Below are 22,038 nucleotides of genomic sequence, written 5' to 3'. Positions count from 1 at the left end.
GGTTCAAACCCTGACTGAATATAGTTAAGATTTTTTAGGGATTCCAAAATCACACCACTCCATTTTACCATCTATTCTAATGAAAGTCCCCTAAAAACAAGCATGAAAAAAGGAAGAGGCATCCCCATACCTCTCCCTGTAAAATACACCCCTACTTGTTTGAAACGGACTAGTTATTCTCGAAAGCTACAGCCCTAGTCTTTAACCGATAAAGTCCCCGAAGCTTTCGAACTGTTGAATGAATTCGAAGGCTGCACCTGGGAAAATCCCGAATCCGATTGTTCCGACTACAGCAACAATCACAACAATCAACACACCTAAAGGCAGTTTAATTTTGCTATCATCTTCTGCTGGTCTAAAGAACATTTGTGTAAGGATTCCAAAGTAATAAAAATACGAAACGACGGTTGTTGCAATCATGATTGATGCCAGCACATAATGCGATGGACTTGTGACAAATGCTCCAATGAAAATCTCAAGTTTTCCGATGAAACCCGCTGTTCCCGGAATACCCGCTAACGAAAGAATGAACACACCAAGTCCCACAGCGAGTACAGGTGAGCGCTTATATAATCCTGCAAATTGACTAATGTCCTCTGAGTCCGATTTTTGCGTAATGACTTGAAGAACCGCAAAGAATCCTAGGCTCATGAACAGATAGGCCACCAAATAGAACCAAATCGCATCCATCATAAAATAAGAGAAAGCGACAAATGCTACTAATAAATATCCAGCATGGGCAATACTTGAATAGGCCATCATCCGCTTTACGTTTCGTTGTCTTAGAGCAACAGTGTTACCAATAATCATTGTTGCTCCCGCAATAATCGCTAACAGATCTTGTAAGTGGAACAGGATAAACTGCGTTTCTTCATTACTAGACGGAGCTTGAATGAAGGCTGTTACCACGATTCGCAAAATGATGACAAAGCCGGCTGTCTTTGAAACAACACTTAAAAAAGCTGTAACAGGTGTTGGTGCTCCTTGATACACATCTGGTGCCCACATATGGAATGGAGCAGCTGCGATTTTAAAAGATAAACCGACAACAATCATAAACAGTGCGAGGGCGACTAGATAAATATGCTGCGGATCCTGAAGCCTTGCGAACACCATCATGATTTCTTTTAAATTGGAGGTTCCAGTTAACCCGTATACATAACTGACACCGAATAAAAAGATTGCGGTTGAAACCGTTCCATTAATCACATATTTCATTGCGGATTCATTGGAAAGCTTATTGCGCTTTCGGATTCCAGCTAAAATATAAGATGAAATCGAGAGCAATTCCAATCCTACAAATAATGTGATCAAATCAGCACTAGATGTCATAATCATCGTACCCAAGAGTGCTGCTAGAAGTAGGTAGTAAAATTCACCGCGGTACCCACCGATGCCATCCTTCGGCTCATAGCTCATTGCAAGTAAGATGACAAGACCAGTTCCTACTAATAAAATCAATTTAAACGCAATCGCAAATGAATCAAGTCTAAATGTATCGTACAAAATGGACGTAACGTCATTTCCAATTAAGGAAATCGTAAACCCAATTGCAACAAGAATCCCAACAATCCCAATCCAACCGAGGGGGCGTCGGTCCTTGTCTTTCCCCATAAATAAATCAACTAACGATAGAAGGGTTGCAACACCGAGGATGATAAATTCTGGTGCCATAACTCCCCATTCAAAGCTTAACAAAGTTTCTGTATCCATCGGCTCACCCTCCTAACCCTAGCATGATTGTTTCAAGTGCGACCTGAAGTGGCTGTGTAAGCACGTTAGGATAAACACCAATTAATACGATAAACGCAAGTAGTACAAATACCGGAACTATCTCAATCGGACGTAAATCAACTGCGCCCTCATAGGAATGATTTGTTTTTCCGTATGTCACATTTAACACCGCACGTAATAAATACACAGCTGTCATGATGATACCAATTGCTCCAATTGCAGCAAGTACTGGCATCTCTTTGAACAGTCCAAGGAAGGCCATAAATTCACTAACAAATCCGGACATTCCTGGTAATCCAAGCGAGGCCATTGCCGCTGCTAATAAAAATCCAGCTGTTAGTGGCATCACCTTCGCAAGACCGCCAAGCTTGTCAATATACGATGTTCCAGTCCGCTCATACATGACCCCAATTAAGAAGAACAATAATGCTGAAATTAAACCGTGAGACACAACCTGGAAGACCGCGCCTTGCACTCCTGCCTCATTCGTAGCACCGAGACCAATCAACACTATCCCCATGTGAGAAATACTCGAGTAGGCAAGAACCATTTTGAAGTCCTTTTGGACAAATGCTGGAAAGGCACCATATAAAAGATTGATTACCCCAAGAACAGCAACAATTGGTGCTAGTCTGCTAAACTCATCCGGGAAGAATCCCATTCCGAAGCGGATGATTCCGTAGGCTCCAATTTTTAAAAGGATCCCAGAGTGAATCATAACTATCGACGGTGGTGCTTGTACGTGTACACGTAACATCCATGTGTGCAATGGGAAAATCGGTAATTTGATCCCAAATCCAATAAGGATGGCAATCAACAATCCAAGACGTAAACCTTTCGAAAATTGACCTGGAATTGGTAAACTATCTGCCGGGCTTGCAAAGATTGCGGTTAATGCCGCAATGTTCGTTGTTCCAGACTTTGCAAAAATGATCATAATGACAATCAGCAAAATGGCAGACCCAAGTCCGTTAAAGATTAAGAAGCTAAACGCTGCTTTTTCTTTTTCAAAATAACCCCATTTCCCAATCAGGAAGAACGTCGAAATGAGTGTCATTTCAAAGAAGATAAAGAATAAAATCAAGTTTCCTGCTGTAAACACACCAAGCATGCCAAGTTCGAGTAAAAGGAATAGCATGAAATACCCTTTCCATTCCTTTTTAATATGAACAGAGGCAATTGCCGCAAGAGTCGAAATTACGGTCGTTAACAGGACGAGCACTAAGGTTAGACCATTTAGTGCCATCTCATAATTGACTTCCCACGGATTTCCTTTCGGTAAAAAGCCAAACCAAGAGACCGTTTCCTTCAGCTTTTCAAGGTCGCCACCACCTGTATAAAACCCGTATGCATACAAGGCAAGAACAAGTGAAGGAATTGTTGCCAAGACCCCAACGAGCTTGATTATTTTTTCTTCAGTTTTTGGTACAAAGGCAAGAACGGCAATACCTAAAATCGGGAAGAATACTAAAAGCGAAAGAATTAATGAGCTCATCTTAAGTACCCCCCTGTCAGTGCTACAACAAGAAGTAAAATGGCTAATCCCACAAAGGCAACGGATGTGTACATTTGTACCTGGCCATTTTGAAGCTTAGCTCCAAGTTTCCCGATTCCTTGTGTGGCCTGAGCCACACCCTTTACAATGCCACCTACTAAAAATTCATCAATAAACGCGAGGAATAAACTGAATGCCTTTGTCACATAGACAACGGTCATGTTGTAAAACTCATCAATAAAATATTTGTTGTAAACGATGCTGTACATGATTGGTGCTCGAGAACTGAAAAAATCTCTTGAAATTGATTTTCTTTGATACATCGCATAGGCAAGCAAGATACCAAATAGAGATACGAAAGTTGCAACCGCCATAATCCAACCTGGTCCTTCTATATGACCCGGTCCGTATAGATTCGTCCCTTCCGTTAACCAATCCCCTAAAAACGTTCCAAACCAAGGTGTATTCACATAACCCGCTACAACCGCAAGGACACCTAGAACAATCATTGGAATCGTCATTGAACTTGGTGACTCTTTCACATTTGTTTGGTTTCCTCTTGCCTCACCAGTGAAGACCATGAAGAACAAACGGAACATATAAAATGCTGTAAAGAATGCTGCAAGTACGGCTAACCAGAACAATACGTAATTCCCTTGTACCCAGGTTGCAAGTAAGATTTCATCCTTACTGAAGAATCCTGAGAAAAGTGGAACACCGCTGATTGCTAAGGTTCCAATTAAGAACAACGGACCTGTTATGCGAAGCTTTTTCCATAATCCGCCCATTTCCTCGATGTTCTGAGTATGGACGGCATGAATCACGCTACCCGCCGCTAGGAACAGCAATGCTTTAAAGAAGGCATGTGTCATTAAGTGGAATACCCCTGCAACATAGCCGGCGGATCCTAACGCAAGCATCATGTAGCCTAGTTGACTCACGGTGGAGTATGCAAGAACACGTTTAATGTCCTTTTGCGCTAAGCCGATAGATGCTGCAAAAATTGCGGTAATACCACCAATAACAGCAACTGTCATCATCGCCGCCTGGCTTGCAGCGAATAATGGAAACGTTGTTGCCACCAAATAAACCCCTGCCGCAACCATCGTAGCCGCGTGAATTAAAGCCGAAACAGGTGTCGGACCTTCCATCGCGTCCGGCAACCAAGTGTGAAGTGGGAATTGACCAGATTTACCAACGGCACCCACAAAAATTAAAATCGCGGTTAAGGTAATCATGGTTGATGAAATTTCCCCTGCACCGACTGCGTCAAAAATTTTATCATATTCAAAGCTTCCAACTTGCCAGAATAACAGAATCATCCCGATTAATAGGCCAACATCCCCGATGCGCGTCATAATAAACGCTTTTTTCGCAGCAGCCTTTGCTTCTTCCTTATAAAAGTAGAAGCCAATTAATAAGAAGGAACCGAGTCCAACAAGCTCCCAGAAAATATACGTTTGCAGCAGGTTTGGTGAGATCACCAAGCCTAACATTGCGAAGGTAAATAACCCAAGGTACGCATAAAATACAGGAAAGCGTTCATCCCCATGCATATACCCTTTCGAATACATATGTACTAAAAAGCTAACAAGTGATACCACCACTAACATAAGTGCATTTAATTGATTGACTTCAAACCCCGCTGTTAAGTGAACATCCCCAATTGATAACCACGTGCTCTCATATTTGAATGTCGGATTCCCGAGTCTTGCCACGAGAACCAACACCGAGTAGACGAATGAGACAAACGTTAGCAGAATGCCGATATAGGCACTCGACTCTTTCATTCGTTTACCGAATATAAGAAGGAACAAAAAAGAGATAAGCGGGAAAAGCGGTATGATCCATGCATTTTCCATCATCGTATCACAATCCCCTTCTTTGACTTGCGTTAAAGGCAAGCAGAACCTCCTGAGCCCACCGCCTTTACGTTTTTAATGTTTCATCGAATTCATTTCATCAATGTTAACTGTGCGTTTATTGCGGTACAGTGCCATCAAGATCGCTAGACCTACAGCAAATTCAGCTGCTGCAATGGCGATTGTAAACAGTGCGAAAACTTGCCCAGTAATCCCTGGGGCCATTCCGTATTTACTAAAAGCCACAAAATTAATATTCACTGCATTCAGCATCAACTCAACGGAAATCAAGACAATCACTGTATTTCTTTTTGTGAACGCACCATATAGGCCGATACAAAATAAAATTAGCGCAAGGACTAGGTAGGCTGCTAATGGAATTGAACTCATTCCTCATTCGCCTCCTCTTCATTGTCTTTTTTCGCTAAGATGATGGCCCCTATTAACGCAACAAGCAATACAACAGAGGTTAATTCAAATGGAATGACATACTTTGCAAAAAGCTCAATTCCGATTTTTTCAGTATTGTTCACATGAAGTTCGGTTGCTTGCCCGCCAAAATCCAAGTCGTAAATGCCGAGATAGACAGCAACACCAAATGCAAGAATCCCGAAAACAACAAGCAGGGTTCGACCTCGACTAACCTTTGGCTCGCTTGTGTCATTATGCTTCGTGAGCATAATTCCAAAAAGCATTAAAATGGTAATGGCTCCTGAGTAAATTAAGACCTGCACAGCTGCAACAAATTCCGCATGAAGCATGACGTACAAACCTGCGATACTAATGAAGGTGAATACAAGTGCGATAACCATATGTATGACCTTTTGGAGGTTCAGCATTAATATACCGCCGCCAATCGCACTAATTGCTAGGACAATGAATGCTAAAAATTCTCCGGTCACGCTTTATTCTCCTTCCTTACGTTCGTATCGTTTTCATCTAACCACTCAAGGTTTTTAAACAAATCATCACGGCTATATTCTGCAAGTTCAAAGTTGTTTGTCATGACAATTGCTTCTGTCGGACAAACCTCTGTGCAAAGGTCACATAGAATACAAATTTCAAAGTTGATGTCATACGTATCAATGATTTTCCCTTTTTTGGTTGGATCAGGGTGCTTTTTCCCGGTTAACTGAATACAATCGGTTGGACAAATGTTGGCGCATTGATTACATACGATACATTTTTCCGGATAAAATTTTTGAATACCACGAAAACGATCTGGCAGTGGCAGTGGTTCATTCGGATAATCATATGTGACTTTTTTATAGGTTAATTGATTAAGGGTGTACTTCATCCCTTTTAGTAAGCCAAACATAGTTTGTCACCCCTTTATTAGGTAGTTACTCTAGAAAAACAATTCCTTAATTAAAGCCGATAAGAAAATGTTGGCTAGCGCGATTGGAAGTAAGACCTTCCAGCCGAATTCCATCAGTCTGTCCGCACGTAAACGCGGGAATGTGGAACGGAACCAGATTAAGACGAAGATAACCAAGCTAAATTTCAAGGAGAACCAAACGGCACCTGGTATAAAATCTAGGAATAAAACAGGTTTCCATCCCCCTAAGAATAGGACAGTCGTTAACGCAGCCATCGCAAACATATATACATATTCTGCTAGCATGAAGAAGGCCCATCTAAATCCTGAGTACTCAATATGGAAACCAGCGACAATCTCTGATTCTGCCTCAGGTAAGTCAAACGGTACACGGTTAAGCTCTGCAACAGACGCGATAAAAAAGACAACAAAAGCAATCGGCTGTGCAAAAATAAACCAGACCTTATCTTGGGCTTCGACAATATCAGATAGGTTTAAGCTACCAGATAATAAAATGACTCCAATTACCGACATGACAAGTGGAATCTCATAGGAAATCATTTGTGCAGCTGCACGCATTCCCCCCATAAGGGCATATTTATTATTCGATGCCCATCCACCTGCGGCAATTCCGATTGTGGTAAGCCCCGATACGGCAATGTAATAAAGTAAGCCCACACCAATATCTGCAAACTTATAACTATCCGTAAACGGAAGTACTGCGACAACCATGAAGGCTGGAGTAAATGCAAGAACTGGTGCGATAATAAATAATGGACGATCCGCAACCTTCGGGATGACATCTTCTTTTATAAGAAGTTTTAAGACATCAGCAACTGTTTGTAAAAGTCCCCAGCGACCACCAACCTGATTTGGACCCATACGTGCTTGCATAAATCCCATGACTTTCCGCTCCGCAAGGATTCCATATGTAACGAATCCTAAGATGACAAAAAGTAAGACCGTCGCAAGTAAAAAGAAAATACCAAAATTCAGCCAACTCGGAGGTGAATTTAATAGGTTTTCGATCATTAACCATCAACCTCCCCAAGGACAATGTCTATCGCACCTAAGATTGCAATCAAGTTCGCCATATTTTCACCCTTTAAAAGCTTCGGAAGGATTTGAAGATTATAAAAGGACGGTCGTCTAAATTTCAAACGATAGGGTTCCTTTTTTCCGTCACTTGAAATATAACAGCCAATTTCTCCACGTGGTGATTCAATCCGTACATATGCCTCGCCCTTTGGCGCTTTAATAATTTTCGGAACCTTAGCCATAATTTCTCCCTCTTCAGGGAATTGTTCTACTGCCTGCTCGATAATTTTTAAAGATTCCTCAATTTCTGCCATACGACAGTGATAGCGCGCCCATGCATCTCCGCCATCCCTTGTCGGAACGTCAAAATCGAAACGGTCATAGATGGAATAGGGCTCATCTTTACGGAGATCCCATTTCACTCCTGTACAGCGAAGATTCGTACCACTCAAGGAATAATTCAAAGCATCCTCCTTCGTGTACTTTCCAACGCCAATTACACGGTCACGGAAAATCTCATTACCCGTAACAAGCTGGTGATACCCTGGAAGCTGTGATCTCATATAAGGAACAAATTCTTTTACTTTTTCAATCCATCCTTCAGGCGCATCCCATTTCACTCCACCAACACGCATGTAGTTAAACGTAAGCCTTGCCCCAGACAGTTCATTTAGTAGATTAATAATCATTTCTCTTTCTCTAAACGCATAGAGAAATGGCGTTGTTGCTCCAATATCAAGCAAATATGTCCCCCACCATACAAGGTGACTTGCAACGCGACCCAATTCCATCGCAAGGATGCGTAAATACTCCGCCCGTTCTGGAACCTCAATGTCCATCATCGTTTCAACAGCGTGACAAAGTACATAGTTATTGGTCATCGCCGATAAATAATCCATTCGGTCTGTGTACGGAATAATTTGCGTGTATTGCAAATCCTCTGCAAGCTTTTCAGTACCACGGTGTAGATATCCAATTACAGGTGTAGCTTCCTTGATGATTTCTCCGTCAATTTTAACAACAAGACGGAATACCCCGTGTGTACTTGGATGCTGTGGCCCTACATTGAGGAGCATTTCTTCTGTACGAATCATATGCTACACCTCCACATCATACGGTTCATAATCTTTTCTAAGTGGATACCCCACCCAGTCATCCGGCAAAAGAATTCGTGTTAAATTCGGATGTCCAGTGAATGTGATACCGAGCAAATCATATGCCTCACGCTCCGGCCAATTTGCCCCTTCCCATAATGGTTGCAAGGAAGCAGTTGTTGGCTCATCACGATCAAGCTTTACTTTTAACGCAACGGATTGACGGTTTTTATAAGAGAATAAGTGAACATACACTTCCATATGTGTCTGGAAGTCTGTGCCATGCAGTTCTGATAGGTAATCGAACCCAAGCTGCTCATTAAACTTTAAAAACTGTGCAATCTTAAAATATGTATCTGGCTTTGCAACAAGTGTTGGTACGTCTTTTGATAGTGTATTAATATATGAATCTTCTAAAACGTCTGCCCCAAGGTGTTCCGTGATTACTTTCACGTACTTATCTAAATATTTTTGGTTTGGAGATGGCGCTGCCTCTTCGACTTCTTCTGGCTCTCCGCCTGCTGCGGCCTTTGCCCTCGCTGCTGCGGCTGCCTTCGCCTTTGCCGCCGCGATGGCTTTTGCCTTTTCCTTAGCAAGATCGTCTGCTCCACCGGTACCAGCTGCTACTTTCGCTTTCGCCGCGGCCGCGGCCTTTGCTTTGGCTGCCGCTACCGCCTTCGCTTTTGCTTTTGCCAGCTCGTCATCGTCCGAGCCTGCTCCTGCCTTTTCAGCCGCTTTCTGCTTCGCTAACGCTGCGGCCTTTGCCTTCGCCGCCGCAACTGCTTTCGCTTTTGCCGTTGCTAAGTCGTCATCTCCACCAGAACCGGCTTCTGCCGCTTTCTGCTTCGCTAGTGCTGCAGCCTTCGCTTTGGCCGTTGCTTTGTCATCTGCAACCGATGATTCTTCGGATGCTGCTTCTGCCTCTTTTTGTTTTGCTAGCGCTGCTGCCTTTGCCTTGGCTGCCGCAGCTGCTTTCGCTTTCGCCGTTGCTTTGTCATCTGCCTCCGACGAGTCTTCGGATGCCGCTTCTGCTGCTTTCTGCTTCGCTAGTGCTGCGGCCTTCGCTTTGGCTGCCGCCGCGGCTTTTTGCTTGGCAAGGTCCAAATCGCCCTCTTCTGATGATTCTGAATCTTTTTCGGCTGCTGCTTTTTCTTCGGCCTGCTGTTTCGCCTTTTGCTTGGCTAATGCCGCTGCCTTCGCCTTTGCCGCAGCAGCTGCTTTCGCCTTCGCAATATCTATATTCTCTTCCTTTGATTCATCTTCACTTTTCGCTTCAGCCGCCTGTTTTTCTGCTAGTCGCTTTTTTGCAGCTTCCTTCGCTTTTTCTGCAGCCTCACGCTTAAGTTGTTCAAGGTCTTTTTCTTCGCTCATGCTAAATCACCTTCTTCCCCGTTTTAGCCTCATAGCGAATCTTCTCTCTTAATTTATTAATCCCGTAAATGAGCGCAGCTGGATTTGGAGGACAACCCGGAATGTACACATCAACCGGTACAATTTGGTCAACCCCTTTTACAACCGAATACGATTTCACATAAGGTCCCCCCGCAGTTGCACAAGAACCCATCGCAATCACCCATTTTGGCTCAGGCATTTGATCATACAATCTCTTTAAAACTGGCGCCATTTTCTTCGTTACCGTCCCCGACACAATCATACAATCGGATTGACGTGGAGATGTACGGAAAAAGGAACCAAAACGATCTAAATCATAGTGAGAAGAACCTGTCCCCATCATTTCAATCGCACAACAAGCCAGACCAAATGTAAGTGGCCACAACGAATTACTTCGTGCCCAACCTTTCACCTGCTCCAGCGTCGTCAAAAATACACTTCTCTTTAACTCTTCCATCTCTAAATCTGAAATACCATCCATTTTTAAATCCATTTCAACACGCCCTTCTTCCAAGCATATACTAAGCCGATAACGAGCATAACAACGAAAATAAACATCTCAACTACTGCGAAAATTCCGAGTTTTTCGTAGGCAACAGCCCATGGATATAAAAATACAGTCTCAACATCAAAAATAACAAACAATAGCGCAAAAATATAATAACGTACATTAAACTGTACCCGAGAATCATGGAATGGCTCAATTCCACTCTCATATGTAGTAGCCTTCTCCTCACTCGGAGCATGTGGACGAAGCAACTTCCCCAGAAACAACGCCACAATCGGGAGTAGAATACCCAACAACAAGAAGACAAACACAATCATGTAACTATTCAAATACTGATTCAACAGATCCTCCATGCAGCCCCCTCCGATATCCCCAACATTTTATTAACAAAATATTATAAATGTAACCGAATTCATTATAGCACTTTTCCCAACCAAGTGTCGACCAAACCTGCCACTTATTCTACGAAATTACCATTTCTGACAAATGGGGAAAAAACAGGATAGGAAAGCTCGCTTTCCCTAGACTATTTTTCCCCATTTGCAGTTTCAGCCTTGGCTGAAATGATGAAACTTTAGTTTCATCAAAATGGTAATTTCACAATTTCATAGAACTAAGACCCAGATGGTCGACACTTGGTCCCCCCTTTTTAGCCAAAAAGGCCGCAGGCGTTTTTGGCGTATTCCCCATTTCTTCAACAAAACAAATAACCGTAACGAAGTTACGCCCACAAAAAAATGTTTTTATATTCTTATCATCCCTCATCCGACATATCTTCCCTGATGGTACATTTAGCCCTCTTTCATACCCTTACCCAATCGATTTCCACTCCTGATGGTACAATTAACCCTTTTTCGTACCCTCACCCGATCGATTTCCACTTCCTGAAGGCACGATTAACCCTTTTACATACCCTCACCCAATCGATTTCGATTAAGTCCATATAATTGTGTAAAAAGAAAATGAGTCAAATTATTTCCTCTTGTCTACAATGTTAACAGCGACGAAAACAATGAGGAGGAATTAATTTGACTCAACTTCAGTTTAACCTAAATATTGAAGATTTAAAAGATGCTGTAATAAATTCTGAAATAGACGCGGTTGTCAAAGCTTCAGTGGTCTTGGTATTAAATTCGGTTATGTAAAAAGAACGTGATGATTATCTGAACGCAGGCTCTTATGAACGTACATCTGAACGTCGAGACTATAGAAACGGTTACTATGAACGTGATCTTATTATAAGTATGGGTAAGATTACCCTTAGAGTACCACGTACACGTAATGGGGATTTCTCACCGTCTATTTTTGAAAAATATGCACGTTGCGATCAAGCATTTGTTCTTTCCATGCTTGAAATGGTAGTCAATGGAGTGTCCACCCGAAAAGTAACGAATATTGTAAAAGAGTTATGCGGCGAAGGGGTATCAAAGTCATTTGTTTCCTCATTAACAGAAAAACTGGATCCAATTGTTAATACATGGGCTAATAGGCCGCTAAACACAAAATATTATCCTTATATTTTTGCAGATGCTATGTATATCAAAGTAAGGGAGCATAATCGTGTCGTGTCTAAAGCAGTGTACATTACAACTGCGATTAACGAAAACAATTGCCGAGAAATTCTTGGCTTAAAAGTTGACCATGCTGAGGATTATGAGGCCTGGAAGGGCTTTTTTCAGTACCTAAAATCTCGTGGTCTGCAATCACCCAAATTAGTCATATCTGATGCCCATAAGGGCTTAAAGAAGGCAATTGCTAAGGAATTTGTAGGAACTGCTTGGCAACGCTGTACTGTACACTTCAAACGAAATATCTTTCAACAAATGCCTAAAAAAGGAATGGAAGAACAAAAACTCGGTTTAAAAAGAATCTTTGAAGCAGTAGAAGTTGATGATGCAAGGAAATTCAAAGATGAGTTTATGAATCGTTTTAGCGATAACCCTAAACTAGTAAAAGCTATTGAAGTGTTAGAAGAGGGATTCGAAGATGCTATTCAATACTTAAATGAAAAGAGTAAATATCATCAATATATTCATACAACTAATTCATTAGAGAGATTGAATCAAGAAGTTAGGCGAAGAGAAAGAGTCATTAGGATTTTTCCAAATACACAATCTGCCTTTAGATTAATAGGAGCTGTCTTAATGGACATTGCAGAAGCACAAGAAGGAAAAGTACTCCCAATCGGAAAAGGATAGGCGCGAAGCGCGAGAAATTTTTATGGTATTGAAGGGGGTACCCCCTTCAATACCATAAAAATTCATATAAGCTGTTAACAATGTAACATAAGGAAAAAGAATTTTACACAAAACTAAGGACTTGACTTCGATTTCCACTTCCCGAAGGCACGTTTAACCCTTTTTCATACCCTCACTTGCTCGACTCCAGCCACTCGACGGTAAGATTACACCTCTAGAACCCTAGTAAGCTAATGCATCCAAGCCCTACCCCAAAAACCTATCAGCCTATAATTACAAAATATCATCTATACTAATAACCTATTGTCCAATAACAAAAATTATCAGCCATAATTCAAAATTATTGTCCAAAAACGAAAAAAGGACTACATAAAAGTAGCCCTAACTCACATTTACTCACCCAACTCAATCGTCACCTCTAGCTCCTCCAAAAATTTCGGAGCCTTCTGTTTATAAGTTACAATACGAATGTCTTCCTCTGCCACATCGGCCGCAAACTGAACCTCATATTGATTTAAAGCATTCTCGACTCGCTTTGGTGTTTTTTCCTGATGAAAAGGTTCTCCATTTCTCTTCTCAATTAAAATGCTATTTGCCTGCCAAAATGCATCATCACCCTTTGTTTCCACTATGAGGGTCACTAAGTTATTTTCACTCTTAATGTCTAATACAGTTATTTCTCCTATTCCTCCTTGTGAAAGCGTCAACTTTTCACCCGTCCAGTCTGCTTTTACTTCTTCCACCTTCTCGTTTCCGACAATTAAATAAGGTTTAAACGTTAGTGACCTCGGTATAGTTTCCAGGGGCTCATAGTAATAATTGAAGGTTTGTAGTAACTGACCGTTCTTCATCGGTCCCCCACCGCCACCTCCGCTAAACGGCTGCAGTACATTCCCCTTGTCATCAACGATTTGATAATCTAACCAATCATACTTTTTACTCTCAAATACTTTTTCGTCCATAATCTGACGAAACATAATCTCCGTACTTGTTGGGAAAAATGTCACTTTATCCACATGCATCGTTAAATCCTCAGACTCTACCGTTTCATTGACAAGAAATGCTCTGTTTTCTCCTTGTTTTGTAATTGGCAACTCTACATGTAATGCTTTTTCTTTTTGAGAACGTATGCCAAGAGTAAACTGATCTGGTAATTCGTCATCCACATGAATACTCAATATCCCAGCGTAATCTCCATTTTCTAATACTTCGCCGCGTTCTCCCATCCCATAACTAACACCCTTGCCATCAATGGTTAACTGTAAGTTCGATAAAAAATCAGTAGGATAGGTTGTCTTCTCTTGGGTATAAGATTCAATCAGATACCCAATATGAATCTGTGATCCATCATAAAGACTTTCCGTAAAGGTAATCACTTGCCCATCTATTTCCACCTGTTGCCCTAATAAAGTGGTTAACCCCTCTTGTTCTCCCTTCTGGGTACCGATATCCCCTACCATCTTAAAAATAGACCCGATGACTGGTACAGACCTCAACGTCTCAGCTAAAGTTGGCGACATAAAGGATATCCCAAATAAAAGGAAGCCTACCAAAAACACTGCTGCGACTGGGTAATAGAAGCGTGGATATGTCTTCTTTTTTGGAAGGGAACGGAGTGTTTCGTTCATGCGCTGCTCCACACTTGCAGGAACCTGTGGGTTTACCCTCATCTTTATTTGATTTTCCCATTTATCCATGATGATCCCTCCTCTTTTGTATCCCATAGCTCACGCATTTTTTCACGCGCACGACGTAGTCTTGTTTTAATCGTATTTTCCGGTACCTCATAAATTTGCGCTAGCTCCAAAATTGACATTCCTTCTATATGAAAAAGCTTTAACAATTGAGATTGCTCTTCTGGTAGTTTACCGAGCATTTGTTCAACCTCCACTTCCTCATATCCTTGTTCCGTTATCTGAGGCTCAAACAAATCCTCAAAATTTATGACATTCTTTTTCTTCCTTAACAGTTGGTAACATTCATTTAAAACAATTCGACACAACCAACTTTTAAAATAAGCAGGCTCTTTCAACGTATCCATTTTTTGATAAGCTTTGATGATCGCCTCTTGAATCGCATCCGCACAATCTTCGTCATTCGATAAGATTGTTTTCGCCACACGATACATTAAAAGCTTATGTGCCATAATCAATTTTTCAAAGGAAGACTTACTCCCACGCCTTGCCTTTTTCACCTCTTTTGCGATATCCAAAGTATGCTCTCCTTTCCGAGTCAACCTAATCCTTAGATACAAGAAAAAGCCAAAAGGTTTCAACAAATATAAAAAAATCCCCTATCTAATGGCAAAATACTGTTAAAACCATTATATAAGGGATTAAATTATAGGGATAGCTAGTTTGAATTCTAATTCTATTTACTAATGTTCAGCCTTCCTTCAACGATAATCGGATTCTATCGTCGTTATTTTATTCCTATCAACTTTATTTTGATTCTATCAGTTATATTTTAGTTCTATCGACTTTAATCCGATTCTATCTATTTTAACAAAGTCTACACTCCTGTCAGTGAGTAGCCCCAAATACGAAAAAAACCCCCAGTTCCAAAAGCCTCTGGGGGTTCCCAATACTAAGATTAGTATTTATTTTGTATTACGTTTAATCGATTGATGGCACGTTTTAAAGCGAGCTCTGCTCGTTTAAAATCGACATGTTCTTGTTTCGCCTGCAAGCGTTGTTCAGCACGATGCTTTGCTTGTTGTGCACGGTGAACATCAATGTGCTCTGCTGTTTCAGCAGCTTGAGCAAGAATTGTTACTTGGTCAGGACGAACCTCGAGAAAGCCTCCACTTACAGCCACAAGTTCAGTGTTGCCTTCCTTCTTAAGTCTAACTGCCCCTACTTGAAGAGGAGCAACCATAGGAATATGTCCTGGTAAAATACCGAGCTCACCGCTTTGAGCTTTGGCACTTACCATTTCCACATCAGCTTCATAAACTGGGCCATCAGGAGTCACGACATTGACTTTTACTGTCTTCATTTTATACCCTCCTAGGTCCCGTTAATTATGCTTCAACACCCATGCGCTTTCCAGCTTCTACCGCTTCTTCAATTCGACCAACTAGACGGAACGCATCTTCAGGAAGATAGTCGTATTTACCTTCTAGGATTTCCTTGAATCCACGAACAGTTTCCTTAACTGGAACATATGAACCTGGTTGACCAGTGAACTGCTCCGCAACGTGGAAGTTTTGAGATAAGAAGAATTGGACACGACGCGCACGGTGTACGACTAACTTATCCTCATCACCTAACTCATCCATACCAAGGATCGCGATGATATCTTGTAGTTCACGGTAACGTTGTAATGTTTGTTGTACTTGACGTGCAACATTGTAGTGCTCTTCGCCAACAATCTCAGGAGATAAAGCACGAGAAGTAGATGCTAATGGATCCACCGCTGGGTAAATACCCATCTCAGAAAGCTTACGCTCAAGGTTTGTTGTTGCGTCTAAGTGAGCAAACGTTGTAGCTGGAGCCGGGTCAGTATAGTCATCGGCAGGAACGTAAATCGCTTGGATTGACGTAACAGATCCAACGTTTGTTGATGTAATACGTTCTTGTAATTTACCCATCTCAGTTGCTAGAGTTGGTTGGTAACCAACGGCAGATGGCATACGTCCAAGTAGGGCTGATACCTCAGAACCTGCTTGAGTGAATCGGAAAATGTTATCGATGAAGAATAACACGTCTTGGCCTTGCTCATCACGGAAGTATTCCGCCATTGTAAGACCAGTTAAAGCTACACGCATACGCGCACCTGGTGGTTCGTTCATTTGTCCGAATACCATCGCTGTTTTTGAAATAACTCCAGAGTCTTTCATTTCGTAGTATAAGTCGTTACCTTCACGAGTACGCTCACCTACACCAGCGAATACGGAAATACCACCGTGTTCTTGTGCGATGTTGTTGATAAGCTCTTGGATAAGAACTGTTTTACCAACACCCGCACCACCGAATAGACCGATTTTTCCACCTTTAATGTATGGAGCAAGAAGGTCTACTACCTTAATACCTGTTTCAAGAATTTCAACCTCAGTTGAAAGTTGTTCAAATGTTGGTGCTTCTCTGTGAATTGCATCACGACGTGCATCAGCAGGTACTGGAGCATCAAGGTCAATGTTTTCACCTAAAACGTTAAATACACGTCCAAGTGTTACATCACCAACTGGTACAGAAATTGGCTTACCAGTGTCAGTTACCTCTAATCCACGAACTACACCGTCAGTAGATGACATCGCAACTGTACGTACAGTATCATCACCTAGGTGAAGCGCAACTTCTAATGTTAAGTTGATGTCAACTTCATTTTCGTTACGCGCACTATGTTTAATAGTAAGGGCGTTATAAATCTCAGGAAGATGGCCGCTGTCAAACTGTACGTCTACAACAGGACCCATAACTTGGGTAACGCGTCCTTTTGTCATCGTTTTCCCTCCTAACTTACTTTTGGCGGTCATTCAATTCTTAACGTTCACTTGAATGCCTTTAAATCTATCTAATGTTGTTATATGTTCTATTCGAGTGCTGCTGCTCCACCGACAATTTCCGTAATTTCTTGCGTAATTGCCGCTTGACGAGCACGGTTGTATGAGAGAGTAAGTGAATCGATAAGCTCTTTCGCATTGTCTGTCGCATTTTTCATCGCAGTCATACGAGCAGAGTGTTCACTTGCCTTTCCATCTAAAAGTGCTCCGTAGATGAGACTTTCAGCATACTGAGGAAGCAATACCTCTAAGATCTCTTCTTGTGAAGGTTCGAATTCATAAGAAGTTTGTTTTTTGTTAGCAGCTAAATCCGATAACGGTAATAGCTTTTTCTCCGTTACATCGTGTTGAATCGCACTTACGAAATGGTTATACCACATGTAAAGCTCATCATACGTACCATCTGCAAACATATTTACAGTTGCATTTGCAATATCCTTAATTTCAGCGAAAGAAGGTTGATCAGATAAACCAGCGATTTCTAAGCTAACGGAAATCCCTCTTTTTACAAAGAAGTCACGGCCGACACGACCGATTGCAATAACTGTAAACTCATCAGTGCTCTTATGACGTTTTTGCATCGCCTGGTACGCACCACGAATCACGTTACTGTTATATGCACCAGCTAATCCACGGTCAGATGTGATGACAATATAAGCAGTCTTTTTAACAGGTCTGTGAAGTAGCATTGGATGACTTGCTTCCGAACTGCCCACTGCGATATTCGCAACGACCTCTTGAATTTTTTCCATATATGGAACAAACGATTTTGCATTTGCTTCAGCACGGCTAAATTTAGATGCTGAAACCATCTGCATCGCTTTAGTAATTTGACTTGTTTTCTTTGTTGAAGTGATTCTTGTTTTTATATCACGTAAGGATGCCAAAGGTTCTCACCACCTTTTCCTCGATTATTCGTAAACGCTTTGGAACCGAGTCTTCCTAGCTTTATTCAGATAAGCGACGCACGTATTGAACGTCGCTTACACATTTCGTTTTACTCAGAAACTGCAAATGTCTTTTTGAAATCATTGATTGCAGAAGTAAATACTTCATCTTCTGGAAGCTTACCAGTTGACTTAATGTGATCAAAGATTTCAGCTTTACGGTTATGCTCTAACCATACGAAGTATTCTTCTTCAAAACGAGAGATATCTTCTACTGGAATATCATCAAGGAATCCACGAGTTAATGCATATAGAATCGCAACTTGCTTTTCTACAGCTAGTGGCTTATTTAAACCTTGTTTTAATACTTCTACTGTACGTGCACCACGGTTAAGTTTCGCTTGAGTTGCTTTATCAAGGTCTGAACCGAACTGCGCGAACGCTTCTAGCTCACGGTAAGAAGCAAGGTCAAGACGTAATGTACCTGATACCTTCTTCATCGCACTGATTTGAGCAGATCCACCAACACGTGATACGGATAAACCTGCGTTAACAGCAGGACGTACACCTGAGAAGAATAGGTCAGATTGCAAGAAAATTTGTCCGTCTGTAATCGAGATAACGTTCGTTGGAATGTATGCAGATACGTCACCAGCTTGTGTTTCAATGAACGGTAAAGCTGTAATCGATCCGCCACCTTTTGCGTCAGAAAGCTTCGCAGCACGCTCAAGTAAACGAGAGTGTAGGTAGAAAACATCCCCTGGATATGCTTCACGACCTGGAGGACGACGTAGTAATAATGAAAGTTCACGGTATGCAGAAGCTTGTTTTGTTAAGTCATCATAAATAACTAAAACGTGCTTACCATTGTACATGAACTCTTCACCCATTGTTACACCCGCATATGGAGCTAAGAATAACATTGGAGCTGGTTGAGATGCAGAAGCAGTTACAACGATTGTGTAATCTAATGCACCATTTTTACGTAATGTTTCAACAACACCACGAACTGTTGATTCTTTTTGACCAATAGCAACGTAAATACAGATCATATTTTCGTTCTTTTGGTTAAGGATTGTGTCGATAGCAACAGATGTTTTACCTGTTTGACGGTCACCGATGATCAACTCACGCTGACCACGACCGATTGGAATTAATGCGTCAATCGCTTTGATACCAGTTTGAAGTGGTTCATGAACAGATTTACGGTCCATGATCCCAGGTGCTGGACTTTCGATTGGACGAGTTTTTGTAGTTTCGATTGGACCAAGACCATCAACTGGTTGTCCTAGAGAGTTAACAACACGGCCGATCAATGCTTCACCAACTGGAACCTCCATGATACGTCCTGTACGACGTACTTCGTCACCTTCACGAATATCTGTGAAAGGACCAAGGATGATAATACCAACGTTGTTTTCTTCAAGGTTTTGTGCCATACCCATGACACCGTTTGAAAATTCAACGAGTTCTCCAGCCATGACATTGTCGAGGCCATGAGCACGTGCGATACCGTCACCGACACTGATAACTGTACCAACTTCGCTCACTTGTATTTCAGACTGATAGTTTTCAATTTGCTTTTTTATCAGCGCACTAATTTCTTCAGCTTTGATGCTCATGAATTTCACCCCTATCTTTTCGCAATAAGTTGACGCTCTAAGCGGTCTAACTTACCTTTTACACTTCCATCAAATATACGATTTCCGATTCGAAGCTTCACGCCACCAATCAGACTTGGATCTACAATGTTTTGAATACGTAAAGAAGATTTTCCAACTTTTCTAGCAAATACGCTTGAGATTCCTGCTTCCTCTGAGTCTGTTAATGGACGGACAGAGTAGACAGTTGCATCCGCAATTCCGCGTTTGTCATTTGCAAGTGCAATAAATTCTTCCGCAACATCAGCGATAATATCTTCACGATGACGGTCAATTAATAAATACAACGTATTTAATGTCATCTGTGAAAAACCTTGAAAAGATTGTGTTACAATCGCTTTTTTCTTATCAGCTGTAAGCTTTGGATTTTTTAAGACTGATTGGAAATCACCGCTATTTGAAAACACTTGTTTCACTGTACGAATTTCTTCTTCATACTGATCAAGTGCATTTTGTTCACTTGCTAATTGAAAAAGAGCTACTGCATATCGCTTTGCTACGATTCCTTTGCTCATCGCCCTTCTCCTACCTCTTGAATATATTCGTTAATTAACTTCTCTTGATCTTCAAGGCTAAGTTCCTTTTCGATCACCTTAGAAGCAACTAACACTGAAAGTGATGCAACCTGTTCACGTAAAGCAGCAACGGCTTGTTCTTTTTCTTGAACGATTTCTTGCTTTGCAGCTTCTTTTAAACGGTTGGCTTCGTCACGAGCAGCTTGGATAATTCCTTCTTTCTGCTCTTCACCTAGCTTACGTGCATTTTCGATTAATTCAGCAGCTTCTGTACGTGACTTTTTAAGAAGTTCACGTTGTTCTTCTGCTAATTTTTTCGCTTCTTGGTGATTTTGCTCTGCAGAATCAATTTCATTTGCGATATGTTCTTCACGTTGTTTCATGATATTCATGATTGGACCGAACGCAAATTTACGAAGTAACGCTAATAAAATGATGAATACAACCAATTGGAAAATGATATCTCCAAGGTTAACAGGCAATTTACCAGCGGCAGCGCCTAAGACAAAAAGATCTAACACCTATATTCCCTCCTTTTTCGCGAGTTCCAGGTCGAATGGAAGTCCTTCATTTCATCATCACGTGCAATAATAAGCACGATTAAGTCATTTTTTGGGTAATACAAAGGAATGGCGAAGGTTCTCTTGGAATGATCTTCGCCATTTTGTTAACTAGCCTTCACTTTTTAAGGTTACGAAATAAGGAAAGACCTTAGATGCAACTTCAAGGAAAGCTTCGAAAAATCATCTTATGCGTTAGCGCCGAATACCATGAACGCGATAACTACTGCGATGATAGGAATCGCCTCAACTAACGCAACCCCGATGAACATAGTAGTTTGAAGTTTACCTTGTGCTTCTGGTTGACGAGCAATCCCCTCAACTGTACGAGATACGATAAGACCGTTACCGATACCAGCACCTAGTGCCGCTAAACCAATTGCAATTGCTGCTGCTAATAAACCCATTGAAAAAGTCCTCCTTTAATTGTATAAAAAGTTTTATAATAATTGATTTTGTTTGCCCAAAAAGTCTCATTTTGGACAAGGTTTATTTTTAATGGTCTGTACTTACTTTGTGTGAAATATAAACCATTGTTAACATTGTAAAAATGTATGCCTGGATGGCACCAACAAAGATACTAAATCCTTGCCATGCAATCATCGGAATAAAGGCTCCGATTGTACCTAAGATACCTCCGAGAATGCCACTTTCATAACCACTTACTGCCATACCAGCAATTAATCCAAGTAGGATTTCACCGGCATAAATGTTACCAAATAGACGCAGTCCGAGAGTTAATGTGTTTGCAAATTCTTCGATAATTTTTAACGGGAACATAAATGACATAGGTTTAAAGAAATCCTTACCGTATTCTTTTGCACCCTTCATCTTAATTCCATAGTAATGCGATAATCCAACAACCATAACTGCTAGAGTTAACGTAATCGTTGGATCAGCAGTTGGAGACTTCCACCATAATTCATGGCCCCAAATGATCGCAAACGGCAATCCTAGAAAGTTTGATACAAGGATATACATAATTAATGTAATCCCTAATATTTGGAAACGCCCGCCTGTTTGCCAGTCCATTGAACTTTTAATAATTCCTCGAACAAAGTCCATGACCCATTCCATAAAGTTCTGAGCACCTGTTGGCTTCATTGCAAGGGTACGAGTTCCGAGAACTGCGATAATGAATACAATTACACTCGCAATTGTGATCATCAGCATGTTAGATTTACTAAAATAAAGGCCAAATAATTCTATCGTAGGAGCTTCGTGACCCAACAGTATTCACCTCTCTTCCCATATTGTCCAGCGCACACCTAG

General features: G+C 41.3%; 21 protein-coding genes and 1 pseudogene. 1 reads left to right on the top strand and 21 read right to left on the bottom strand.

The window, feature by feature from the left end; genetic code table 11:
• Positions 1-201: 201 nt before the first annotated feature.
• The 11 genes from nuoN to DZB84_RS09500 all read right to left on the bottom strand — a co-directional run bounded on the left by nuoN (position 202) and on the right by DZB84_RS09500 (position 10,794).
• Positions 202-1,713, bottom strand: coding sequence for an NADH-quinone oxidoreductase subunit NuoN (nuoN, locus tag DZB84_RS09550; RefSeq protein WP_116352025.1), 1,512 nt, complete (start codon positions 1,711-1,713; stop codon positions 202-204).
• A gap of 4 nt (positions 1,714-1,717) precedes the next feature.
• Entirely contained in the window at positions 1,718-3,229 is a 1,512-nt protein-coding gene (locus DZB84_RS09545) for an NADH-quinone oxidoreductase subunit M (protein ID WP_116352024.1), read from the bottom strand.
• Complete coding sequence (gene nuoL, locus DZB84_RS09540; protein ID WP_116352203.1) at positions 3,226-5,094, bottom strand: NADH-quinone oxidoreductase subunit L; 1,869 nt, start codon at positions 5,092-5,094, stop codon at positions 3,226-3,228. The genes DZB84_RS09545 and nuoL overlap by 4 nt, the downstream gene beginning before the upstream one ends.
• Before the next feature lie 72 nt (positions 5,095-5,166).
• Entirely contained in the window at positions 5,167-5,481 is a 315-nt protein-coding gene (gene nuoK, locus DZB84_RS09535) for an NADH-quinone oxidoreductase subunit NuoK (protein WP_116352023.1), read from the bottom strand.
• Complete coding sequence (locus DZB84_RS09530) at positions 5,478-5,993, bottom strand: NADH-quinone oxidoreductase subunit J (RefSeq protein WP_116352022.1); 516 nt, start codon at positions 5,991-5,993, stop codon at positions 5,478-5,480. Before DZB84_RS09530 ends, nuoK begins: the two co-directional genes overlap by 4 nt.
• Entirely contained in the window at positions 5,990-6,409 is a 420-nt protein-coding gene (gene nuoI / locus DZB84_RS09525) for an NADH-quinone oxidoreductase subunit NuoI (RefSeq protein WP_010677182.1), read from the bottom strand. The genes DZB84_RS09530 and nuoI overlap by 4 nt, the downstream gene beginning before the upstream one ends.
• A gap of 30 nt (positions 6,410-6,439) precedes the next feature.
• The gene (nuoH, locus tag DZB84_RS09520; protein WP_116352021.1) at positions 6,440-7,441 is read right to left on the bottom strand and encodes an NADH-quinone oxidoreductase subunit NuoH; all 1,002 of its coding nucleotides are present in this window, start codon (positions 7,439-7,441) and stop codon (positions 6,440-6,442) included.
• On the bottom strand, positions 7,441-8,541 hold the full coding sequence (locus tag DZB84_RS09515; protein ID WP_116352020.1) for an NADH-quinone oxidoreductase subunit D: 1,101 nt from the start codon (positions 8,539-8,541) through the stop codon (positions 7,441-7,443). Before DZB84_RS09515 ends, nuoH begins: the two co-directional genes overlap by 1 nt.
• Before the next feature lie 3 nt (positions 8,542-8,544).
• Positions 8,545-9,912: an NADH-quinone oxidoreductase subunit C gene (locus DZB84_RS09510; protein ID WP_116352019.1), complete on the bottom strand. Its 1,368-nt coding sequence runs from the start codon at positions 9,910-9,912 to the stop codon at positions 8,545-8,547.
• Position 9,913: 1 nt separating this feature from the next.
• Positions 9,914-10,426, bottom strand: a complete 513-nt coding sequence (locus tag DZB84_RS09505) for a NuoB/complex I 20 kDa subunit family protein (RefSeq protein WP_116352018.1) — start codon at positions 10,424-10,426, stop codon at positions 9,914-9,916.
• Entirely contained in the window at positions 10,417-10,794 is a 378-nt protein-coding gene (locus DZB84_RS09500; protein ID WP_116352017.1) for an NADH-quinone oxidoreductase subunit A, read from the bottom strand. The genes DZB84_RS09505 and DZB84_RS09500 overlap by 10 nt, the downstream gene beginning before the upstream one ends.
• A gap of 675 nt (positions 10,795-11,469) precedes the next feature.
• On the opposite strand from DZB84_RS09500, the pseudogene DZB84_RS09495 reads away from it, so the two are divergent.
• Positions 11,470-12,639 (top strand): annotated as a pseudogene (locus tag DZB84_RS09495) (IS256 family transposase).
• Between the two features lie 392 nt (positions 12,640-13,031).
• On the opposite strand, the gene DZB84_RS09490 reads toward DZB84_RS09495, so the two are convergent.
• From DZB84_RS09490 to atpB, 10 genes are all read right to left on the bottom strand, one after another.
• On the bottom strand, positions 13,032-14,336 hold the full coding sequence (locus DZB84_RS09490; RefSeq protein WP_189655202.1) for a DUF4179 domain-containing protein: 1,305 nt from the start codon (positions 14,334-14,336) through the stop codon (positions 13,032-13,034).
• On the bottom strand, positions 14,312-14,851 hold the full coding sequence (locus tag DZB84_RS09485) for an RNA polymerase sigma factor (protein ID WP_116352202.1): 540 nt from the start codon (positions 14,849-14,851) through the stop codon (positions 14,312-14,314). The genes DZB84_RS09490 and DZB84_RS09485 overlap by 25 nt, the downstream gene beginning before the upstream one ends.
• Before the next feature lie 380 nt (positions 14,852-15,231).
• Positions 15,232-15,636: a F0F1 ATP synthase subunit epsilon gene (locus DZB84_RS09480; protein WP_116352015.1), complete on the bottom strand. Its 405-nt coding sequence runs from the start codon at positions 15,634-15,636 to the stop codon at positions 15,232-15,234.
• A gap of 25 nt (positions 15,637-15,661) precedes the next feature.
• Positions 15,662-17,083, bottom strand: a complete 1,422-nt coding sequence (gene atpD, locus DZB84_RS09475; RefSeq protein WP_116352014.1) for a F0F1 ATP synthase subunit beta — start codon at positions 17,081-17,083, stop codon at positions 15,662-15,664.
• A gap of 89 nt (positions 17,084-17,172) precedes the next feature.
• The gene (locus DZB84_RS09470; RefSeq protein WP_116352013.1) at positions 17,173-18,030 is read right to left on the bottom strand and encodes a F0F1 ATP synthase subunit gamma; all 858 of its coding nucleotides are present in this window, start codon (positions 18,028-18,030) and stop codon (positions 17,173-17,175) included.
• Positions 18,031-18,140: 110 nt separating this feature from the next.
• Positions 18,141-19,652: a F0F1 ATP synthase subunit alpha gene (atpA, locus tag DZB84_RS09465; protein ID WP_116352012.1), complete on the bottom strand. Its 1,512-nt coding sequence runs from the start codon at positions 19,650-19,652 to the stop codon at positions 18,141-18,143.
• Positions 19,653-19,663: 11 nt separating this feature from the next.
• Complete coding sequence (locus DZB84_RS09460; RefSeq protein ID WP_116352011.1) at positions 19,664-20,206, bottom strand: F0F1 ATP synthase subunit delta; 543 nt, start codon at positions 20,204-20,206, stop codon at positions 19,664-19,666.
• Complete coding sequence (atpF, locus tag DZB84_RS09455; protein WP_116352010.1) at positions 20,203-20,727, bottom strand: F0F1 ATP synthase subunit B; 525 nt, start codon at positions 20,725-20,727, stop codon at positions 20,203-20,205. Before atpF ends, DZB84_RS09460 begins: the two co-directional genes overlap by 4 nt.
• Before the next feature lie 227 nt (positions 20,728-20,954).
• Entirely contained in the window at positions 20,955-21,173 is a 219-nt protein-coding gene (atpE, locus tag DZB84_RS09450) for a F0F1 ATP synthase subunit C (protein WP_116352009.1), read from the bottom strand.
• An 88-nt stretch (positions 21,174-21,261) separates the two neighbouring features.
• Positions 21,262-21,996, bottom strand: a complete 735-nt coding sequence (atpB, locus tag DZB84_RS09445; RefSeq protein ID WP_116352008.1) for a F0F1 ATP synthase subunit A — start codon at positions 21,994-21,996, stop codon at positions 21,262-21,264.
• Positions 21,997-22,038 lie beyond the last annotated feature (42 nt).

The sequence above is a fragment of the Bacillus sp. HNG genome (genome assembly GCF_003400205.1).
Taxonomy (GTDB): Bacteria; Bacillota; Bacilli; order Bacillales; family Bacillaceae_L; genus Ferdinandcohnia.
The sequence above is the reverse complement of the archived record's forward strand: the minus strand, read 5'-3'. Positions and strand labels throughout refer to the sequence as shown.

Bases quoted from the DNA above. Each gene is read 5' to 3' on its own strand.
- DZB84_RS09490 (WP_189655202.1), bottom strand. From the start codon at position 14,336: ATGGATAAATGGGAAAATCAAATAAAGATGAGGGTAAACCCACAGGTT.
- DZB84_RS09545 (WP_116352024.1), bottom strand. From the start codon at position 3,229: ATGAGCTCATTAATTCTTTCGCTTTTAGTATTCTTCCCGATTTTAGGT.
- nuoN (WP_116352025.1), bottom strand. From the start codon at position 1,713: ATGGATACAGAAACTTTGTTAAGCTTTGAATGGGGAGTTATGGCACCA.
- atpE (WP_116352009.1), bottom strand. From the start codon at position 21,173: ATGGGTTTATTAGCAGCAGCAATTGCAATTGGTTTAGCGGCACTAGGT.
- DZB84_RS09515 (WP_116352020.1), bottom strand. From the start codon at position 8,541: ATGATTCGTACAGAAGAAATGCTCCTCAATGTAGGGCCACAGCATCCA.
- nuoH (WP_116352021.1), bottom strand. From the start codon at position 7,441: ATGATCGAAAACCTATTAAATTCACCTCCGAGTTGGCTGAATTTTGGT.
- nuoK (WP_116352023.1), bottom strand. From the start codon at position 5,481: ATGAGTTCAATTCCATTAGCAGCCTACCTAGTCCTTGCGCTAATTTTA.
- DZB84_RS09500 (WP_116352017.1), bottom strand. From the start codon at position 10,794: ATGGAGGATCTGTTGAATCAGTATTTGAATAGTTACATGATTGTGTTT.
- nuoI (WP_010677182.1), bottom strand. From the start codon at position 6,409: ATGTTTGGCTTACTAAAAGGGATGAAGTACACCCTTAATCAATTAACC.
- nuoL (WP_116352203.1), bottom strand. From the start codon at position 5,094: ATGATGGAAAATGCATGGATCATACCGCTTTTCCCGCTTATCTCTTTT.
- DZB84_RS09480 (WP_116352015.1), bottom strand. From the start codon at position 15,636: ATGAAGACAGTAAAAGTCAATGTCGTGACTCCTGATGGCCCAGTTTAT.
- atpA (WP_116352012.1), bottom strand. From the start codon at position 19,652: ATGAGCATCAAAGCTGAAGAAATTAGTGCGCTGATAAAAAAGCAAATT.
- atpD (WP_116352014.1), bottom strand. From the start codon at position 17,083: ATGACAAAAGGACGCGTTACCCAAGTTATGGGTCCTGTTGTAGACGTA.
- DZB84_RS09505 (WP_116352018.1), bottom strand. From the start codon at position 10,426: ATGGATTTAAAAATGGATGGTATTTCAGATTTAGAGATGGAAGAGTTA.
- DZB84_RS09460 (WP_116352011.1), bottom strand. From the start codon at position 20,206: ATGAGCAAAGGAATCGTAGCAAAGCGATATGCAGTAGCTCTTTTTCAA.
- DZB84_RS09510 (WP_116352019.1), bottom strand. From the start codon at position 9,912: ATGAGCGAAGAAAAAGACCTTGAACAACTTAAGCGTGAGGCTGCAGAA.